The following is a 19,558-nucleotide window of genomic DNA, read 5'->3' as shown; positions in this document are numbered from 1 at the left end:
CATGGGCGCTTCGCGCTGGCTGATGATCGCTGTGATGGTCTTGCTGACAGGTTGCGCCCAACAGCCGCCCAAGGACGACAGTCTGTATTACGCGCTTGGCGAGCGGCCGGGCATTCAGAAGATCGTCGAAGGCATGTTGCTGCACATTGCCCGCGACCCGCGCATCGTTGAGTACTTTCGCAAGGTGGACATCGTGCGAGTGCGCGACAAGCTGGTGGAGAAGTTCTGCGTCGAGGCAGGCGGGCCTTGCACCTATACCGGCGATACGCTGGCCGAAGCGCATAAAGGCATGAACCTCAGCCGCAGCGATTTCAATGCGCTGGTGGAGAATCTGATTGATGCGATGGATGACCAACACATCCCCGTCCCCACCCAAAATCGCCTGATCGCAAGATTGGCGCCACAGCGTGGGGAAGTGATTGAGAAGTGACTGATAGCTGATACCAGCACCCTCTGAGCATGTGGGAGCGGACCTGTCCGCGAAGAGGTCAGTGAATCCGCCAGATCCTTATCGCTTGTTGAAATGCCTTCGCGGACAGGTCCGCTCCCACCGGTTATGCGTTCGCCCGCAAAGCAAGGGAGCTGGGACGCCAGGCACAAAAAAGGCGGCCATCGCGAGATGGCCGCCTTTTAGTTACTTCAGCCTGCAAACTTTACAGCTTGCAGCTTGCAACCTTAGTCCGGCAGTTTGAACGCCATCACGTAGTCGCCTTGCTTGGTGCCCAGCGAACCGTGACCGCCTGCAACGACCAGCACGTATTGCTTGCCGTCCTTGCCGGTGTAGGTCATCGGTGTGGTCTGGGCGCCTGCTGGCAGACGGCCTTCCCACAACTGCTTGCCGTTACGAACGTCGTAGGCGCGCAGGTACTGGTCCAGGGTCGCGCTGAGGAACGACACGCCGCTGGCAGTGATAAACGTGCCGCCCAGGCTAGGAACGCCCATGGTCAGCGGGATTGGAACCGGCGAGCTGTCACGCACGGTGCCATTTTTGTGTTTCCAGATGGTCTGGTGGTTGGTCAGATCGACCGCTGCCACGTAGCCCCATGCTGGCGCCTGGCAAGGCAAGCCCATCGGCGACAGCAACGCTTCGAGGATCACGCCGTATGGCGCGCCTTTGTTCGGCTGTACGCCTTCGGTTTCGCTCTTGCGACCCGGGCCGCCTTCAACTTCAGCCGCTGGCACCAGTTTCGAACGGAACGCCATATAGCTTGGGTTGACGAAGGCGATCTGGCGCACTGGATCGACCGAAATGCCGCCCCAGTCGAACACGCCGAAGTTACCTGGATACACCAGCGAACCACCCAGCGACGGCGGGGTGAACGGACCGTCATAACGCAGCGACTTGAAGTCGATCCGGCACAGCATCTGGTCGAACGGGGTCACGCCCCACATGTCGCGCTCTTTCAGCACCGGCGGCATGAAATTCAGATCAGATTTAGGCTGAGTCGGCGAGGTGTGATCCCCAGCGACAGCGCCTTGTGGCACCGGAATTTCGTTGATCGGTACGATCGGTTGACCGGTGCTGCGGTCCAGGACGTAGATACTGCCTTGCTTGGTGGAGGCCAGAACAGCAGGCTTCACGCCATCAGCGGTTTTCATGTCCATGAGGGTCGGTTGACCGCCCACGTCCATGTCCCACAGGTCGTGGTGAGTGAACTGGAAGTTCCACTTCACGTGACCGGTTGCGATGTCCAGTGCGACCAGGCCGGCACTGAATTTCTCCGACGCAGGGGTGCGGTTGCCGCCCCATTGGTCAGGCATCTGATTGCCCATCGGCAGGTAGAGCATGCCCAGCTTTTCATCGACGCTGAACATCGACCACATGTTGGGCGAGTTACGGGTGTAGGTCTTGCCTGAAGCAATCGGCGTGGTGTCGTCCGGATTGCCGCTGTCCCAGTTCCAGACCAGACGGCCGGTGTGCACGTCGAACGCACGGATCACGCCGGAAGGCTCGTCGGTGGAGACGTTGTCAGTGACGTGACCGCCAATAACGACCAGATCCTTGGTGACAGCAGGCGGCGATGTCGAGTAGTAGCCGCCCGGTGCGAAGGTGCCGATGTTGGCGCCCAGATCGATCTGGCCTTTGTCACCGAAGTCTTCACAGACCTTGCCGGTGTCAGCGTTCAGTGCGATCAGACGGGTGTCGGCAGTCGGCAGGAACAGACGACGCGGGCACGAGTTGGCAGTTGCAGAAGCAACGGCCGGTGCAGCCGGGCTCTGCGCAGGTGCGGCAGCGTCAGTCGGCGCGGCAGCAGCGGCGTAGGCAGCATCATCGTGATACGACACGCCACGGCACGTCATGTGCGCCCAACCCTTGAAGTTGGCCGCTTTCTGGGTGCTGATCTTCGGATCAAAGCGCCACAGTTCCTTGCCGGTGTCCGGGTCCAGCGCAATCACTTGGCTGTGCGGGGTACACACGTAGAGCATGCCGTTGACCTTCAGCGGAGTGTTTTCCGCCGTGGTCTCACCCGGATCGTTCGGCCCCGGGATGTCGCCGGTGCGGTAGGTCCACGCGGGAACCAGCTTGTTGACGTTTTCCGGGGTGATCTGCTTGAGCGGCGAGTAGCGATCGCCAAACGCAGTACGACCGTAGGACTGCCAGTCGCCGTCCGGCATGGCCGGTGCAGCGCTGGTGGTGCCAGCAGTTTCACGGTCCAGTTGGCCTTTGATTTCACCTGGGTTGGTGAATTGGCTCGCCAGTGCAGCCAGACCGGCCAGCACCACGGCAACGCCGAGGGCGCCCGTGCCTTTGCCACCAGGCTCGCCGATCAGCAGCGGGCGGCGGAACCATGGCAGCAACATGACGATGCCAAGGGCGAACAACAGTGCCAGACGCGGCACCAGTTGCCACCAATCCAGGCCCACTTCCCACAGAGCCCAGACCGTGCTCGCGAACAGTACCAGCGCGTACAGACCCAGAGCCGCGCGGCGGCCCATGATCAACAGCACGCCGGTGACCGCCATGCCGATACCGGCCAGCAGGTAATACAGCGAGCCGCCCAGTTGCAGCAGCTTTACCCCCCCGGCCAACAAGGCCAGGCCCATGATCAGAATCACCAGTCCGAGCAGGCTCGGCAGCAGGCGGTTCTTACCGAAAGCACCGTCAGTGCTCATAGTGTCGTACTCCGTAACATTAAGTTGATTGACGCGTTCTAGTTCTTGTAGCGGAAAACATGATCCTTTGAAGCCATGCTATTCACGCTAGTTCCTAAATCGACATACAGAAAGGCGAAATAAGCCGATCAGAATGATGATTGAATTTTCAGGCCCGCGACCAAGGCGTCATCGACCTGATTCACGCCGCCGGGATGGCGGATAAACTGCAGGTTCGGGCGCACGGTCAGCCAGTTGGTGACGTGCACGCCGTAATACAGTTCGGCGTTGTATTCAGTGTCCTGCAGCGGTATGAAGGCGGGGTCGTTGTAGTCCGAAACGCCTGCGACCTGGTTCTGCAGATTGACGTTCTTGCGGTACGCCGGATTGACATGGATGCGGCTGACGCCGACACCGATGTCATCTTCAGGACGTGCGTCGAACGGGCCTTTATAGGTAGCGCCCAAGGCAACGTAGTTGTCGATCATGTTGGTTTTCTTGTCGTGCAGCGTGCCGTTGAAGAACAGGCTCAGGCCTCGGCTGTTGTCGCTGGCAACGCTGGTGACTTGCTGACGCAGAGTCAGCCACATGCCGTGTTTGCTGCTCGATGCGCGGTAGTCGTCGCCGGACACAGCGGCGTAACCGCCATTGCTGTCTTTGTATACGTCGGTGCTGTCGGCGGTGCTGTAGTAGTAACCGAGGCGGTATTCGCCCGGTAGGCCGTTGACCTTCGGCGACCAGACCGCTTCCACGGGGATCACCGCGCCCTGAGTGCCGCTGCCGCTGAGTTTGAAAGCGTTGTCGTTTTCCAGGTTCGACGGGTTTTGCTCGAACGCGCCGATTTGCACGAATAGCTCCGGATTGATCTGGTATTTAACCCGCGCTGCCCATTGGCTGACCGGCCAGTTGTACCAGATGCCGCCACCCCAGTTGCCGACCTGCGAGCCGCATAACGCCAGATTCTGGAAGTCGCAGGGGAAGGTGTTGAAGTCCTCGCCCTCGTTGAATCGCCCGACTTTAATGCTCAACGCCTGGTCAAGAAATTTCTGCTGATACCACAGGTCCGTCAGGCGGGTGATGCTGCCTCGGCCCCAGACTTCCTGGGACGACGAGATCGTGCCGACCCGAGGGTCACCCACGCGATCATTGCTGATGTTGTCGCCGTTACGGTTGGTCAGCGTCAGTTGAAACTCAGCATCGTGCCAGCCCAGAATCTTCTGCAGGTCCAGATGCGCGCCCAGTGCGTACTGATCGCTGTAGCGAAATGTCTTGTCGTGGTTGTAGCCGCCATGCAGGTTCGAGCCCATTTCCATGACCGAATCAAGCTTGAAGTCATAACCCTGCTGCGACAATTCGGTACGCTTGCCACCCCAATCGCCGAGCATCCAGGGGGAGTCACTGTCGAACGGGTCAGCGGCATGGGCGCAAGTAGCAAGGCCCAGCAAGGCCACACCAAGCGCGGACGTGTGGCTGAAAGATCGTGCAGTGCGGCACAGCAGGAAATTGGACATGGGCGGCAGATTCTTTTCGAGTTATTGACGAGCTAGCGAAAGCTGGCCGTTACGAGCAGGGGCGCAGCGACGCAGACTTTTTTATAAAAAGAGGGATTAATCGATTCAGCGTTTAGGGCGGCAATGATAGGACGCTAACGAACGTTTAAACAGTAGAAATTTGGACATGGATTGTTGCGATGCAGGTAACAGTCCTAAACTCTGGTGCACAACCCTTCCCGCCATCGACCGCCTCGGCTAAGGTGCGCACCTCGCGAATCCCCCTTTACCAAGCGTAAAAAGGCCTGGCATGACAACACCCAACAACAACCCGCTGCACGGCGTGACGCTTGAGCAGATCCTTCATGCGCTGGTCGAGCACTACGAGTGGTCGGGGCTGGCAGAGCGCATCGACATTCGTTGCTTCAAGAGCGATCCGAGCATCAAGTCCAGCCTGACGTTTCTGCGCAAGACCCCGTGGGCCCGCGAGAAAGTCGAGGGGCTGTACGTGAAGCTGGCGCGCAGCAAAGGCTGGTAAATGCGCGCTGATTTCCTGCAAAACCCGCGCGGCCAAAAAAGGTACGCCACCGTGGCAGCGCTGTTGGGCTGGTTCGGGCTGGCGGTTCAGCTGTACTTGATTCTGTACGCACGCTGGGACATTCAAGCCAGCGTGTTGGGCGGACTGGTGAAGTTTTTCAGCTTCTTCACGATCCTGACCAACATTCTGGTGGCGGTAGCACTGACCTGCGCCATCAGTCCCCGGCAGTCAATGGGGCATCGGTTTTTCCGGTCGCCGGTGGTCTGCGGCGGGATCACGGCCAGCATCGTACTGGTAGGCGTCGCCTATAACCTCCTACTGCGGCATTTGTGGCAACCCGAAGGCTGGCAGCGCGTGGCCGATGAAGTGCTCCACGACGTCATGCCCCTGGGGTTTTTGCTGTACTGGTGGCTGTACGTGCCCAAGGGTTCGCTCCGATTGATCCACGTGTTGGCGTGGATTACGTACCCGGTCGTCTATTTTGCGTATGTGCTGTTGCGCGGTGATCTGATCGGCGATTACGTGTACCCGTTCATCGATGTCGGCACGATTGGGTTCACCCAGGCTTTTATCAATGCGCTGGGCGTGTTGGCGGGGTTTGTGGTGATGGGGTTGGTTTTGTGGGGAGTGGATAAATTCCGATCCCCCCGAGCCCCGCAATCTGTGTAGGAGCTGCCGAAGGCTGCGATCGCGTTACATCTGACACACCGCAATCGCAGCCTCGCGTTGCTCGGCAGCTCCTACAGGGAGCGCGTTTCAATTTGAAATTTCAGGCTTCTTCTGATTCATCGAGCCGCCAATACCCGGCGGCCTTCACGGCTGCTTCATCCAGGCCTAGATCGTCCAGCAACACGCGCCGCACTTTGCGTGACAACGCCGACTCAGTCGCCACCCACGCATACAGATCACCCGTTGGCAGCGTCAATCCTGCGACGACCTGCAACAGATCCTGCTCGCCACGCACCACCCAGATCACTTCGACCTGCGCCTCGCTTTTCAGCACTTGGCGTTCGGCATCGTCCTGGATTTGCACCACCACCAAAGCGCGGCGACCGGCAGGTAGCTCTTCAAGCCGGCGGGCGATAGCGGGCAGGGCGGTTTCATCGCCGATCAACAGATAGCTGTCGAACATGTCCGGCACGATCATCGAACCCCGTGGCCCGGCGATGTACAGCGATTGCCCAGGCTCGACCTGCTCGGCCCACGTCGCGGCCGGGCCATCGCCATGCAGCACGAAATCGATGTCCAGTTCGCCCGACGCAGGATCGTACCGGCGTGGGGTGTAATCGCGCATGACCGGGCGCGGGCCTTCGCTGTTCCCGCCCGGAGTGAAGTTCTCCAGCGCCGCCTGTTCTTCGGGCGTTGTGGCGAACATCAGCTTGACGTGATCGTCCGTGCCAAGGCTGATGAAGCCGCTCAGTTCCGGGCCGTGAAGCGTGATACGCCGCATGCGCGGGGTCAGGTCGGTGACGCGCAACACCACAAGTTTGCGGCGTTTGATTTCGTGACTGACACGGTGAATCGATTGCTGTGAATTCATGCGGACTGCTCCGATGGATTTGTAGGGTGAGTGTTCTGTGGGCCGTCGACTATGGCGCGTGCGGTGTCGTTCAGCAGGTCGCGAACCCGTGCGATTTCTTCGGGGTTCCAGCGGCCATGGTGCAATTGCAGCGCGTGACGCAAGTTGTGGACCGCTTCGTGGATCTCCGGGGGACGATCATGGCCACGCAGCGAACGCTTGCTCACGTCGATGCGCATCTTCACGCCGTCCAATGCCACCGCTTGTTCGGTTAAGGATTGCTGACCGGCTTGGGTGACGGCGTAGCGCTTCTTGCCACCTTCGGCGTCCCCCAGGATCAGTTCGCTTTCTTCCAGAAAGGTCAGCGTCGGGTAGATCACGCCAGGGCTTGGGCTGTAGGCGCCGTCAAACATGCCTTCGATCTGGCGAATCAGGTCATAGCCGTGGCAAGGCTGATCGGCGATCAACGCCAGCAACAGCAACTTCAGGTCGCCGGGCGCGAATACGCGGGGACCGCGACCGCCACGTTCCCGGCCAGGGCGTTTCTCGAATCCGTCACGTCCTTCGCCTTGCTCACCGAAGTGAGGGCGATGGTGGGGGTGGTGGTCGTGCGGGGGTTTATGTGGGTGGTCTCCCATTTCTTTCATCTCCTGTTACACGTTAGATATACCTTAAGATATATCTTAATGTGTCCGCAAGAGGTGTTAAGACGAACGGTTCTCATCTGTGGCTGGGTTTGCACGCTTCTGTAGGAGCTGACGAGCACCGCGAGGCTGCGATGCAGTGCACCTGACACACCGCAATCGCAGCCTCGCGTTGCTCGTCAGCTCCTACAAGGACTGCGGCGCCTGGAAGGTGTCGGCCACCGTTTGCCCCGGCGCCGCGCATTGGGTATGAAGCCCCGGCGCCAGGTACGGATTGAGAATCGGCGCCATGCCTTTAAGCACCTGCACCGGCAGCGCTGAGGTAAAACGGAAGCCTTCCGCCGCGCGCCCCGGCACGAACGCAGTCAGCGTGCCGAAGTGGTTGTCGCCGATGTAAAACACAAACGTGGCGGTTCGGTTGATCGCCCGGGACGCCAGAATCCGCCCGCCCGCACCGATGCTTTCGATGCGGTTGTCGCCGGTCCCGGTTTTGCCGCCCATGGCCAGAACGCTGCCGTCTTCCAGTTTGAAACTACCGGACACCCGACGCGCCGTGCCCGCGTCCACCACCCGTGACAGCGCGTCGCGCATCGCCGCCGCCACTTCGGAGGGCAGCACGCGTTTGCCCAGATCAGGGTTATTCGCCAGTTGCGTTTCATACGGCGTGTCGGCAGCAAAATGCAGGCTGTCGATGCGCAAGGTCGGCAGCCGAATGCCATCGTTTTGAATGATCCCGATCAGCTCCGCGAGCGCTGCAGGACGGTCCCCCGAACTGCCAATGGCGGTCGCCAGCGACGGCACCAGATGATCGAACGGATAGCCCAGCCGCTGCCAGCGCTGGTGAATGTCCAGGAACGCCTCGATCTCAAGCATGGTGCGAATCCGGCTGTCCCGCGCACTTTTGTGCCGACTCTTGAAGAGCCAGTTATAGACTTCCTGACGTTCGAAACGGCTGGCGGCCACAGCGTCCTTGAACTGCGCGTCCGGGTGCTGCATCAGGTAGCCCACCAGCCACAAATCCAGCGGATGGACCCGGGCGATGTAGCCTTGATCCGGCAAGTCATAAGCGCCGGGGCCGTAACTCTGATACATGTCGGCCAGACGTTTTTCGGTCACCGGCGGTTTGGTTTTGTCCTGAACCATGCGCGCCCGCACGAAACTGTTGAAAGCCGCCGGGCTGGCATTGGGCAGCAGGTAGCGATGCACGGCTGCGAGCCGACTTGCCGCCGGATGCACGCCGTCCAGGAAGGTGTCGAGCCGCTCCTGAGTGTTCTTGCCCTTGTAGCGTTTCCAGAACCGCAGCAAAAACACCGTGCCCTCGCGGTCGGCGAAGTTCGCCAGATACTCCTGACGCCGTGGGTCGCTGTCGTCCTTCATCAGTTCGGCGCTGTTGCTCGGACCCTGATACGTGCTGTAACGCACCAGATCACGCATCAGCCGAATGAACGGCAGGTTGATCGACTCCTGCAACGCCTCTCGCAGGGTTGGTACGCGGCCGTTGTCCTCGTTACGAAAGTTGTTGAAATGGTGCATGCCTCCGCCCGTGAAAAAGCTTTCGCCGGGGCTCGCCGAGTACTTGCGATCCAGCGCGGCCGACAGCATTTTCGACAGGTCGCGATCGCTGTTCTGCATGAGGTAATCGATGGCCCAGCGCGTCAGCCGGTCAGGGTCCTCCACCGGCACCTTTTTCAGCTCCGCGTTTTTCAGGGCGCTGTAGCGATCATGTAGCTCTGCGATGATCTGCAGATAGGTCGTCAGCACGCGCATCTTGGCGGTAGAGCCGAGTTCCAGCTTGCTGCCCTCGTTGATGTCGAAGGGCTGGTCGGTGCTGTCAGTCTGCACTCTCACTCTTGAGCCATCAGGGCCGCGCTCCAACAGCGTGAAGCTGTAGCGCACTTGCTGAGTGCTGGCCGGCGTCAGCAAATGCTCGCCCAACACGCCGATCTGATTGGCGAACTCTGGGTTGGCAAGCTCGCGCAGGTACTGACCGACCTTGACCTGCAAGTCGTTCTGCAAGGTACTGGTGGCGGACAGGTCCAGGCGATCCAGATCGTATAGCGGCCGGTTCAGCAGATTGGACAAACGCGTGCGTGCGACGCTGATGCCCTTGTTGGTCTCGATCGGCTGGATCGTCGGCTGCTGCACCCAATCGCGATAGGCCACGGTGGCAGACAGCGCGGCGTCTGCCAGCGTAGGCGCAATCACCTTGTTTTGTGCGAGCAGGCGGATATGGCTGTCAGTCAGATCCGCCAGCTCTGAGCGACCTTTGGCCAGAAAATGCGAAGGACGCCGCTGCGCGATCACCAGCGATAGCACTTCCCGCAGCGCCAGGCCTTGCTCGGCCAGGGTTTTTGAATCGGTGGCGGGGATCGCCAGCAGTTGATTGGTGCGTTCGAAGTCTGCGCCGTACCAGACGCGTAACCCTTCGGCCATGCCATGCACTTCGCCATGACCGGGCACCGCCGACAGCGGCACGCTGTTGAGGTAATCGCGCACCACGTGTTGCCGGGCTTCCAGGGTTTGCGGGCCAGTTTGATAAGCCCGCACACTGGCTGAAATCATCTGCCGAAGCTTTTCACTGCCCGATTGCGTCAGGCCATCGGGCGAGTGCCGATACTTTTCCAGCTGCGTCGCCAGCGTACTGCCCCCTGCCGACTGTCCGGGCAGGCCGACCATCTTCGCCACTTGGGAAATCGCGGCCTTGAAAAAGCGCGGCCAGTCCACTGCGGGGTTGGCCATCGGTTGATTGTCGGCGAGCAGGTCGCGGTTTTCGATGAACAGCAGGCTGTTCACCAATACCGGTGGGATCGAGGCGAAAGTGGAGTAAAGCTGCTGCGGATACGTGAACTGATACAACGGCGCGCCACGGCAGTCGGTGATGGTCAAACCCGACTGAATCTTCTCTTGATACGGCACGAAAAAGCCGCGTTTGGTGTAGGCCAGCAGGTCGGGGGAGAATTGCGCTTGCTGAGTGATCAGGTAGTCGCGCTTGAGCAGTCTGGGCATGAACTCACCCATCGACGAGTAGCCCAAGCGCTTATCGAACGGGCCGTCGCCGGGGTACACAATCGCATCGCTCGGACCTGACTGAAGGGAATAACTCAACTCCCTGGCAAAGCGGCTGAACTCACGCGCTTGCAGTTTTGAGCTGCGGATTTCCGAGACAACGGCAAATCCCAGGATCACCAACGCGATCAGCACCAACAGCCAGAAAACGCGCCACACATAGTGTTTGCGGCGCGGGCTTTTTGGCATCGGAACATCGCTCTGACTGTCAGCTACTATCGCAGTCTTCTTTTCATCTGAATGCCACAAAGCGCCCATATCGGTTGGCCCGGTTAAACCTGTTAATCGCACCTGTCTCAAGCGTAGCCGGTGCTTGAGAGGGGTGAGATTTTTGTAACGGGGTGGTCAGGGATTTCCGATGTGTTGCAGATTGCGCACTGTTCAACTCAGCAAACAGTGGCCGGTGGGAAGGACTTGCTCGCGATTCGATACTTGGCACCCTAGTGATGCCGCGAATGTACTGGCCTCATCGCGAGCAAGCTCCCTCCCACGGTGATGTGCTTAGTGTTATCAAGCCCGCACCACCTGAGCAGGCTTGCCCAGCCGTTTGTTCAGCTCCAGAAAGTTCGACATCAGCAGCATCAACCCCAACCCGAGCTGGCCGGTAACGACGCGCATTTGCCAGATGTCACCCGACAGGGCATTCGCCATGTCGGCCAGTGGTGCGAGCAATACGCCCAGGCAAAACACCTCCAGCGAGTAACGGCCCATGCGGCAAGTTTGCTGCGCAGGCCAATTGTCGAGCCAGGCGTGGGAGGCGGGGAGCAGTTTGGCGACGACGTAAACCAGTGCGATGAAGTGCAGCAGGCGCAGAGGCGAGAGGTCGGTTTTACTGATGGGGTAGATGAGGTTGCTCATTGCTGTGGGTATCAGGGCGTCGTGGACGTCAGGGAATTTCCACAGAAAGGTGATGACGCCGGTCACCAGCAGGTAAATCACGGCTACCAAAAATGTCGGCTGCAACCACAGCGGGCGCAATGCCGCGCGAACAACGGGCTCACGCTTGGAGTACATCGCACAGGCGCCGCCCAGCACGAAGATCAATTGCCACGCCACCGGGTTGAAATACCACACGCCGCCGCCTTCGTAGGCCGACAGGTTCCAGCCCAGCAACGGCACCATCATGTACAGCGCGACAGACAGGCCAACCGCCACTTCGGCTTTGCGCAGCATGATCGGCAGGATCAACGGCAATGCCAGCATCAGCAGAATATAGAGCGGCAGCGGATCGGTGAGGTTGGGTTTGAAGCGCAGCAGCAGTTCATCTGCGAGGGCTTGTTGCGGATTACCCACGAAGTACTCAAGGCCCATCTCCCGGACCATGTCGCGTGTTTCAACGTGATTGTTGGCGACGAAGACGATGCCCATGAGCAACGTCAGCAGGAAGATATGCACGACGTACAGCACCCAGGTTCGACGCAGGATGCGCACGCATGCGACGACAAAACCGTCGCGCTGTGCAATGGCCCCATAGGCCAGTACCGCTGCGTATCCGGCGAGGAAAACGAACACCTCGGCGGCATCACTGAAACCGAAGTTACGCAGGGTCAACTGAGCGAAAGGGTTGTCGGGCACGTGATCCCAAAAAATGAAAATCAGCGCCAAACCTCGAAAGAAGTCGATTCGATGGTCGCGTCCGTTCGTCATGCAGGTGGGCTCTTGAAGTCAGTTTGAAAGAGAGAGGCCAGAGAGCGCCAATGTTCTGCGCCGCCAGCCAGAGCTGATCGGCGGCGCGAAGGGTGGCGGGTTTGCCCTGCTAATGCAAAGGGCGGGTATTACAGGATGTGAACGTATGTTGGGAGCGGGGCGTGCGCGTGAACGAGCCGTTTCTGCCCAGCTGTTGGCGGTCGTTGTTGGAGCCGAGCTTGCTCGCGAAGCTGGCGTCTCGGTTTTACCTGCCGCTGCGCGCTGGTAGCTTTGCGGGCAAGCCTCGCTCCAACAAGATGGGCTGCCGGCTATGTGAGAGCGTTAGGCTCAAAACTGTCGGCCCGCGCCATGCGCCACATCCGTGAATAGAAACTCTCATCCACAACGCCGTTGAGCAATTGACCTGGCTCCAGAAACACATGGGACTGGGAAAACAGTTTGATTTCAGTGGCTGACATGCGCCGCACCAGATGCTTGGCTTCCAGTTGCGAAGGCGCATCCAGTCCGGCCGCTGCCAGCATTTCGGCCAAAGCTTTGAGGGTGTTGCGGTGAAAGTTGAACACGCGCTGGGCCTTGTCCGGCACCACCAGCGCGCGTTGGCGCAAGGCGTCCTGAGTGGCGACCCCGGTTGGGCATTTGTTGGTGTGGCACGACTGCGACTGAATGCAGCCGATGGCGAACATGAAACCGCGCGCCGCATTTGCCCAGTCAGCGCCGATGGACAGCACGCTGGCGATGTCGAACGCGCTGACGATTTTGCCACTGGCGCCGAGCTTGATCTTGTCCCGCAGGTTTACACCCACCAACGTGTTGTGCACGAACAGCAAACCTTCGCGCATCGGTGAGCCCATGTGGTCGGTGAACTCCACAGGCGCGGCACCGGTGCCGCCTTCGGTGCCGTCGACCACGATAAAGTCAGGCAGGATGCCGGTTTCCATCATGGCTTTGCAGATGCCCATGAATTCCCATGGATGGCCCAGACAAAACTTGAAACCCACGGGTTTGCCGCCGGACAGTTCACGCAGTTGCGCGACGAACTGCATCATCTCCAATGGGGTGGAAAACGCACTGTGACGGGACGGCGAAACGCAGTCTTCGCCCATGGGCACCCCACGGGTCTCGGCGATTTCCTTGGTCACTTTGTCCTTGGGCAAGATGCCGCCGTGGCCCGGTTTGGCGCCTTGGCTCATCTTGATTTCGATCATGCGTATCTGCGGGTCTTGCGCCTGCTGGGCGAAGCGCGCGGGGTCGAAACGGCCATCCGCTGCCCGGCAGCCGAAGTAACCGCTGCCCAATTCCCACGTCAGGTCACCGCCGTTCTCACGGTGGTAGGGGCTGATGCTGCCCTCGCCGGTGTCATGGGCGAAGTTGCCGAGCTTCGCACCCCGGTTTAACGCGCGAATCGCGTTGGCGCTCAGTGAGCCGAAACTCATGGCGGAGATGTTGAGGATCGACGCCGAGTACGGCTGCGTGCACTGCGGACCGCCTACCGTGACCCGAAACGAATTCGGATCGGCCAGTGGCGCCGGGCGCATGGAGTGGCTGATGTACTCAAAGCCCGTCTGGTAGACATCGATCAAGGTGCCGAACGGCTTGTCCGCCGATTCATTCTTGGCCCGGGAGTAGACGAGCGAGCGTTGAGCGCGGGAAAAGGGCAGGGCATCGCTGTCGGACTCCAGCAAGTACTGGCGGATCTCCGGGCGGATAGCTTCGACGGCGTATCGGATGTTGCCAAGGATGGGGTAGTTGCGTCGCACCGAATGGGGCGATTGCAGCAGGTCGAAAATGCCGACCAGGCTGAGGATGGCGGTGGTCAGGGTGAAGGGCCAAAGCCATTCGTGGTGCAGAAACGGCAGGCTCAATAGCGTAAAGAGTACGCAGCCAACGAAGACGGCGTAACGACTGAGTAGGGACAGGCTCATACGAAATCCTGGGGTCAATTCACGGTTAATGAAAATCAGCTTTGGCGCTGTGCCGCGCCTTTTTCCTATGACGAGCAGGTAAGACGTTTCATTGCTTCAAGCGCTCTGCGCTTGAAGGAAAATCGAAAACAACTCGGACTGGGATTTGATACCGAGCTTGCTGTAGATGTGCTTCTTGTGAACTCGAACTGTCTCCGCTGAGATTGCCAGTTTTCGGGCGATTTCCTTACTTGAGCAACCGCTGAGCATTAGCCGCCCCACGTCCAGCTCTCGAGCGGTCAACTGCGCGCCGCGACTCAGTTGAACTGAGGCTTCCAACTGAGTGCGCCAGTCGGTGACAGGTTGTTGCACCTGCGCAGGCTCATCGTCTGACACCTGTTCTGCCAGTTCGAACGGCAATCGCTGGCGCAACAACGCCACCACCCACGGCTCGATCAGGGACAACAACGCGATAGTTTCGGGACTGAAACGCTGGGTCGAGCCAAGCGACAGGCAAAGCGTGCGATCGGTATCGAGCTGGCAATTGAACTGGATTTCGTCCGCCACCACGTTGAGCCGAAAGTAGCGCTGGTAATACTCAGTCAATTCAAAATGCTCAGGCGCGACCTCGGCCAGCCGGAACAGTCCGGTCTGCGAGCGTTCGCGGCTGGCGATGAAAAAAGGGTCGAGCAGATACAGGCCCTTAAGGTAATCCTGAAACAGCTGGTCGGGGCTGCCGTCCTCGCAGGGCGATTCGGCAAACACCACCGGACGCTGACTGGTGCTGAATTGCAGCACCACCCAACTATCGAAACTGACGTATTGATTGAGCAGCCGCACCAGTTGTGCCCAGAAATTGGGTTTGTCGAGGGCATCGATCATCTGCGCCACCGAGCGGTGCCACGCAATATCCCCAAGCGCGATTGTCATTGATCTACCCCTATTGGGTTACTACAGCTGCGTAATACCCCGTAACACTGGCTGATGCGCATACTGCCCGCAGAGCCAATGATCAGGCCAGCATTTTGTGCCTGGCCGGCCACGCCACTCAATAAGGAGAACCCATGAAGGTCGAACTCGCCCAGCTGACGGGGCAGGACAATGGCACCGCGCACAACCTGCAACGCGCGTTGGCCGCCATTGCAACTTGCGCCGGCGACACCGCGCTGATCGTGTTTCCGGAAACCCACCTGATGGGGTTTCCGTCGAGCGACACCGTCGCGGGCGTCGCAGAACCGCTGGACGGCCCGACCGTGCAAGCTGTGGTTTGCGCTGCACGGGAGCGCAACGTTTCTGTCGTCATCGGATTTGCGGAAAGCGATGAGGGCCAATTCTTCAATACCACCTTGCTGATCACCCCCGATGGCATTGCGCTTCGCTATCGCAAAACCCATTTGTGGGCGTCGGATCGCGGCGTATTCAGCCCCGGCGACCGTTATACGACCTGCGAGTGGAACGGGCTGCGGGTCGGGATGCTGATCTGCTACGACATCGAATTCCCTGAGTCCGCCCGCGCGCTGGCTCAGTTGGGCGCCGATTTGATCATCGTCACCAACGGCAATATGGACCCCTACGGCCCGACCCATCGCACCGCGATCATGGCCCGCGCCCAGGAAAACCAGGCGTTTGCGCTGATGGTCAACCGCGTCGGCGAAGGCGAGGGCGGCCTGGTGTTCGCCGGTGGCAGTGCGTTGGTGGACCCGTTTGGCACGCTGATCCAGGAAGCCGGTCGCGAAGAATGCCATTTCAGCGTTCAGCTGGACCTTGGCCAACTGGCGGCGGCGCGGCGTGATTATCGCTACCTGGATGACCAACGCCTGCGTCTGCCGGGTGAAGTGATCGAGCACTCTGACGGTCGGCGGGAGTTGTTGATACCGAATAAATAAAACGCTGATCGATTCCGCACTCGGACGCAGAGCGTCCTGGTAGGCGTTACCACGCGGAGCGTGGGAACGATCAAGCAAACGATCCACCATAAGAAATGCCTTTGTTCTGCCGAACTTTTCTCTGCCATAAAACCTATAAATTCGGAGTAGTCGCTCATGGCTCGTTTGCAACGCACCCTTTCATTAGGGTCGGTGGTGCTGTTCGGCATCGCTTACATGACACCCATTATTGTGCTCGGCACGTTCGGTATTCTGGCGCAGTCCACCAACGGCGCGGTGCCCGCGGCTTACCTGGCAGCATTGGTGGCGATGTTTTTCACCGCCATGAGTTACGGGCGTATGGCCTCGGCGTTTCCGGTTGCAGGCTCGGCTTACAGCTACGTGCGAAAAGCCATCAGTCCCAAGCTTGGCTTTATCGCCGGTTGGGCGGTGCTTCTGGATTACCTGTTCCTGCCGATGGCGATCTGGCTGATCGGTGCGGCGTATCTGGGCTCGGCATTCCCGTCTATCCCGCAGCCGATCTGGGTGATGGCGTTTATCGTGATCACCAGCTTGATCAACATCGTCGGGCTCAAACTGGCCAATACTGTGAATGCGCTGCTGATGATCGTGCAGTTCCTGGTGCTGGCAGCATTCGTCGCGCTTTGCATCCACTACATCGGCGGCGATCCGAGCACACCGTTGTGGACCCTGACGCCATTCTTCAATGGCGACATGCAGATGCCGTTGATCATGAGCGGTGCCGCGATTGCCTGTTACTCCTTCCTGGGCTTCGATGCGGTCAGCACGCTGACCGAAGAAACCAAAGACCCACGCCGTACGATTCCCAAAGCCATCATGCTGATCACACTCATCGGCGGTTTGATTTTTGTCGGCGTGTCGTACTTCGTGCAACTGGCGCATCCGTCGTTTCAGTTCGAGAGCGTCGATTCTGCGGCGTATGAAATCGCACGAAACATCGGCGGTGATGTATTCGTGACCTTGTTTCTGGTCGGTCTGATTGTCGGTCAGTTTGCTTCCGGGCTTTCTGCACAGGCCAGCGGCTCGCGTCTTCTGTTCGCGATGGGTCGTGACGGCGTGCTGCCGAAGAGCTTCTTCGGTAGCTTGAGCGAGCGTTATGGCACGCCGGTCAACAGTATCCTGCTGTGCGCGGTTGTTGCTTTGCTGGCGCTGAAGCTTGATGTGACGACCTCGACGTCGTTTATCAATTTCGGCGCGTTTCTGGCATTTAGCCTGGTCAACCTGTCGGTCATTTTCCATTACTGGATTGGCGGCGAGAAACGCGGCCTGCGTGAGGCAGTGCTGTTCTTGGTCTTCCCCTTGATCGGCCTGATTGCGGACCTGTGGCTGATGATCAGTCTCGACAAGCTTGCGATCATGCTCGGCGTAAGCTGGCTTGCCATTGGTTGCATCTATCTGGCCTGGCTGACCGGTGGGTTCCGTCGCCAGCCGCCTGAGATGGATTTTCAGGAATCAGTTTAAACAGAGGGGCTCGCAGCAACTGCGAGCCCCTGACTGCCAAAGAACAGGCCGCTGATGATTCAGATGTCGGTCCTGACAAATGGCTTGGCTTTGGCTGTCTTCTCGGCCATTTCATGGATTTCCTTTGCGCCTTCTGCGCTGCACACACGCACCTTGTGAATCAGCACACGCTCGATAGGCGCCAGTGCTATGAACCCCCATTCGCAAGCCTTGCGCATGAACGCGTCACGGCCATCTACGGCAGTGGCATCCTCAATGACCTTTTCCAGCGCAATGCGAGTGGTATTGGCTTGTTTTTTCAGCGTGTCCGAATCATGGCTGGTGTCGGTCTGTTGAATACAGCGGTCGAGTTCGCGCAGCGAATTCTGGGCGTGGACCAGGCGTTCATGGCCTGCGAGGGAAAGTTCATAACGATCAATCATCAACATGGGAAAAACCTCCGTGGTGAATTCTTCACTCCATTGCCGACAGTGCGTCAGGCGTGAGCGGTTTTGCAGCGGCGCGAACCTTAGCCTCCCGTGCCGGACCAGGAAAAGCCGAAAAATGTAACCGTAACAAAAATGTTTTGAATTGAACTTCTCATATTTGTTACTGTATAACGTATTACATGATCACTAAAATCTGGAGACAGACATGAAGCCCGATATTCATCCCGACTACCGTCAGGTGCTGTTCCATGACACCGCTGCCGATGTGTTTTTCCTGATCGGCTCCACTGTTGATACCGAACGCACGCAGCAACATTTCGACGGCAATACCTACCCCTACGTCGCGCTCGATGTGTCCAGCGCATCGCACCCGATGTACACCGGTCAGCAACGCAAAACCACGACCGAAGGCCGTATCGCTGGCTTCAACAAGCGTTTCGCAACCTTTGGTTCGGGTGGCAAAAAAGATTCATCTGACGCTCAATGACCGCCTCGCTGCCCGCGCTCTGGAAGATCCCAAGGACTCTTTCAAGGCGCGGGTTTTTTGTGCCCGCCAAAAAGTGGGGAGCCTTGCGTCAAACAGCTGATCGCGGGACTGGACGTACGCCGCAAATTGCTTTTAGCTTTGCGGCCTGAAATCCAGGAGTTTGCGTTTTGAAAAAATCAGTCGCCATCGTCTTCGGCGGTCAATCCTCCGAGCATGAAGTGTCGCTGCAATCGGCACGCAACGTGATCAACGCGATTGATCGCAACAGCTACTTCATCACCTTGATCGGCGTCGACAAACAAGGCCGCTGGTTGCGGTTTGACGAGCGCGATTACCTGCAGAACGCGACCGATCCTTCGACCATTAAGCTCAGTGAGTCAGGCCTGGCGCTGTCGCTGCTGCCGGGCAGCCGAGGGGCGCAGTTCGTTGAGGTCGTGAGCGGGCTGGAACTGCCGCGCATTGATGTGGTGTTCCCGTTGATCCACGGCAATCTGGGCGAGGACGGCTCGCTGCAAGGCCTTTTGCGGCTGATGGATATTCCGTGCGTGGGGCCGGATGTGTTGAGTTCGGCGGCGTGCATGGATAAAGACGTGACCAAGCGCTTGCTGCGCGACGCGGGCATTGCAGTGGCGCCCTTTGTGGTGCTTGAGCGTGGCCAGTCCTTGGATTTCGCCAGCGTCTCGGCGCAGTTGGGTTTACCGATGTTCGTCAAGCCCGCATGCCAGGGATCGTCGGTCGGCGTGAGCAAGGTTGTCGACGCCGCAGGTTTTGCCGATGCGCTGAAACTCGCCTTCGATTACGACAGCAAGGTCTTGATCGAGCAGGGCATGGTGGGGCGCGAAGTGGAATGCGCCGTGCTCGGCAACCGGGAACCGCAGGTCAGCGTGTGTGGCGAAGTCATCGCCAATGACGAGTTTTACGCCTACGACACCAAGTACCTGAACGATGGCCAGGCGCGCATCGCAATCCCCGCCGACATGCCCCAGGACCTCAGCGAAGAGGTGCGCGCTGTGGCCCTGCAGGCATATCGAGTGCTGGGTTGCGCAGGATTGGCCCGGGTTGATTTCTTCGTCACCGCCGCCCGCGAAATCATCATCAACGAGATCAACACGCTGCCGGGTTTCACCTCCATCAGCATGTATCCCAAGCTCTGGCAGGCCAGCGGCTTGACCTATCCCGAACTGATTGATCGCCTGATCGTGCTGGCCTTCGAGCGCGCCGCTGAGTTGGGTGCGTTGAAGCATGAGGCGTTTGTTTGATCTCATCTCGCATCTATAGGCGCTGACGAGCAACGCGAGGCTGCGATGCGGTGCACCTGACACACCGCAATCGCGGCCTCGCTCGGGCTCGTCAGCTCCTACAAAAGCGTTCGTTCAG

Annotated in this window: 16 protein-coding genes; 7 read left to right on the top strand and 9 right to left on the bottom strand. The window is 59.2% G+C overall.

Annotated elements, in window-relative coordinates:
- Window position 1: 1 nt before the first annotated feature.
- On the top strand, window positions 2-430 hold the full coding sequence (locus ACWKWM_RS05485; RefSeq protein ID WP_483845155.1) for a group I truncated hemoglobin: 429 nt from the start codon (window positions 2-4) through the stop codon (window positions 428-430).
- 245 nt (window positions 431-675) lie between these two features.
- Here ACWKWM_RS05485 and ACWKWM_RS05480 read toward each other — a convergent pair whose 3' ends face one another.
- Window positions 676-3,114, bottom strand: a complete 2,439-nt coding sequence (locus ACWKWM_RS05480) for a glucose/quinate/shikimate family membrane-bound PQQ-dependent dehydrogenase (protein WP_483845154.1) — start codon at window positions 3,112-3,114, stop codon at window positions 676-678.
- Between the two features lie 128 nt (window positions 3,115-3,242).
- Window positions 3,243-4,604 carry a carbohydrate porin gene (locus tag ACWKWM_RS05475; RefSeq protein ID WP_483845153.1) on the bottom strand — a complete coding sequence of 454 codons (1,362 nt, stop codon included), beginning with the start codon at window positions 4,602-4,604 and terminating at the stop codon, window positions 3,243-3,245.
- 289 nt (window positions 4,605-4,893) lie between these two features.
- On the opposite strand from ACWKWM_RS05475, the gene ACWKWM_RS05470 reads away from it, so the two are divergent.
- Window positions 4,894-5,121, top strand: coding sequence for a VF530 family protein (locus tag ACWKWM_RS05470; protein ID WP_483845152.1), 228 nt, complete (start codon window positions 4,894-4,896; stop codon window positions 5,119-5,121).
- Window positions 5,122-5,790 (top strand): Pr6Pr family membrane protein, encoded by a 669-nt coding sequence (locus ACWKWM_RS05465; RefSeq protein WP_483845151.1) that lies wholly within the window; start codon window positions 5,122-5,124, stop codon window positions 5,788-5,790.
- 100 nt (window positions 5,791-5,890) lie between these two features.
- On the opposite strand, the gene ACWKWM_RS05460 is transcribed toward ACWKWM_RS05465, so the two are convergent.
- The 6 genes from ACWKWM_RS05460 to ACWKWM_RS05435 all read right to left on the bottom strand — a co-directional run bounded on the left by ACWKWM_RS05460 (window position 5,891) and on the right by ACWKWM_RS05435 (window position 14,828).
- Window positions 5,891-6,661 (bottom strand): siderophore-interacting protein, encoded by a 771-nt coding sequence (locus tag ACWKWM_RS05460; RefSeq protein WP_483845150.1) that lies wholly within the window; start codon window positions 6,659-6,661, stop codon window positions 5,891-5,893.
- Window positions 6,658-7,278 carry a PadR family transcriptional regulator gene (locus tag ACWKWM_RS05455; protein ID WP_483845149.1) on the bottom strand — a complete coding sequence of 207 codons (621 nt, stop codon included), beginning with the start codon at window positions 7,276-7,278 and terminating at the stop codon, window positions 6,658-6,660. Before ACWKWM_RS05455 ends, ACWKWM_RS05460 begins: the two co-directional genes overlap by 4 nt.
- Before the next feature lie 192 nt (window positions 7,279-7,470).
- A complete protein-coding gene (locus tag ACWKWM_RS05450; RefSeq protein WP_483845148.1) occupies window positions 7,471-10,608 on the bottom strand; it encodes a transglycosylase domain-containing protein in 3,138 nt (1,045 codons plus the stop codon).
- A 252-nt stretch (window positions 10,609-10,860) separates the two neighbouring features.
- Window positions 10,861-11,997 (bottom strand): OpgC domain-containing protein, encoded by a 1,137-nt coding sequence (locus ACWKWM_RS05445; RefSeq protein WP_483845147.1) that lies wholly within the window; start codon window positions 11,995-11,997, stop codon window positions 10,861-10,863.
- A 308-nt stretch (window positions 11,998-12,305) separates the two neighbouring features.
- Window positions 12,306-13,919, bottom strand: coding sequence for an FMN-binding glutamate synthase family protein (locus ACWKWM_RS05440; protein ID WP_483845146.1), 1,614 nt, complete (start codon window positions 13,917-13,919; stop codon window positions 12,306-12,308).
- Between the two features lie 96 nt (window positions 13,920-14,015).
- Window positions 14,016-14,828, bottom strand: coding sequence for a response regulator transcription factor (locus tag ACWKWM_RS05435; protein WP_483845145.1), 813 nt, complete (start codon window positions 14,826-14,828; stop codon window positions 14,016-14,018).
- Between the two features lie 134 nt (window positions 14,829-14,962).
- Between ACWKWM_RS05435 and ACWKWM_RS05430 the strand changes: the two genes are divergently transcribed.
- Entirely contained in the window at window positions 14,963-15,784 is an 822-nt protein-coding gene (locus ACWKWM_RS05430) for a carbon-nitrogen hydrolase family protein (protein WP_483845144.1), read from the top strand.
- A gap of 156 nt (window positions 15,785-15,940) precedes the next feature.
- The gene (locus tag ACWKWM_RS05425; protein WP_483845143.1) at window positions 15,941-17,266 is read left to right on the top strand and encodes an APC family permease; all 1,326 of its coding nucleotides are present in this window, start codon (window positions 15,941-15,943) and stop codon (window positions 17,264-17,266) included.
- Between the two features lie 59 nt (window positions 17,267-17,325).
- On the opposite strand, the gene ACWKWM_RS05420 is transcribed toward ACWKWM_RS05425, so the two are convergent.
- Window positions 17,326-17,694, bottom strand: coding sequence for a hypothetical protein (locus ACWKWM_RS05420; RefSeq protein ID WP_483845142.1), 369 nt, complete (start codon window positions 17,692-17,694; stop codon window positions 17,326-17,328).
- Window positions 17,695-17,899: 205 nt separating this feature from the next.
- Here ACWKWM_RS05420 and ACWKWM_RS05415 point away from each other — a divergent pair, with 205 nt between their 5' ends.
- Both ACWKWM_RS05415 and ddlA read left to right on the top strand, forming a co-directional pair.
- On the top strand, window positions 17,900-18,181 hold the full coding sequence (locus ACWKWM_RS05415; RefSeq protein WP_483845141.1) for a type B 50S ribosomal protein L31: 282 nt from the start codon (window positions 17,900-17,902) through the stop codon (window positions 18,179-18,181).
- Window positions 18,182-18,348: 167 nt separating this feature from the next.
- Window positions 18,349-19,440, top strand: a complete 1,092-nt coding sequence (gene ddlA, locus ACWKWM_RS05410) for a D-alanine--D-alanine ligase (RefSeq protein WP_483845140.1) — start codon at window positions 18,349-18,351, stop codon at window positions 19,438-19,440.
- Window positions 19,441-19,558 lie beyond the last annotated feature (118 nt).

The organism is Pseudomonas rosaeacicularis, from assembly GCF_057128745.1.
The sequence above is the reverse complement of the archived record's forward strand: the minus strand, read 5'-3'. Positions and strand labels throughout refer to the sequence as shown.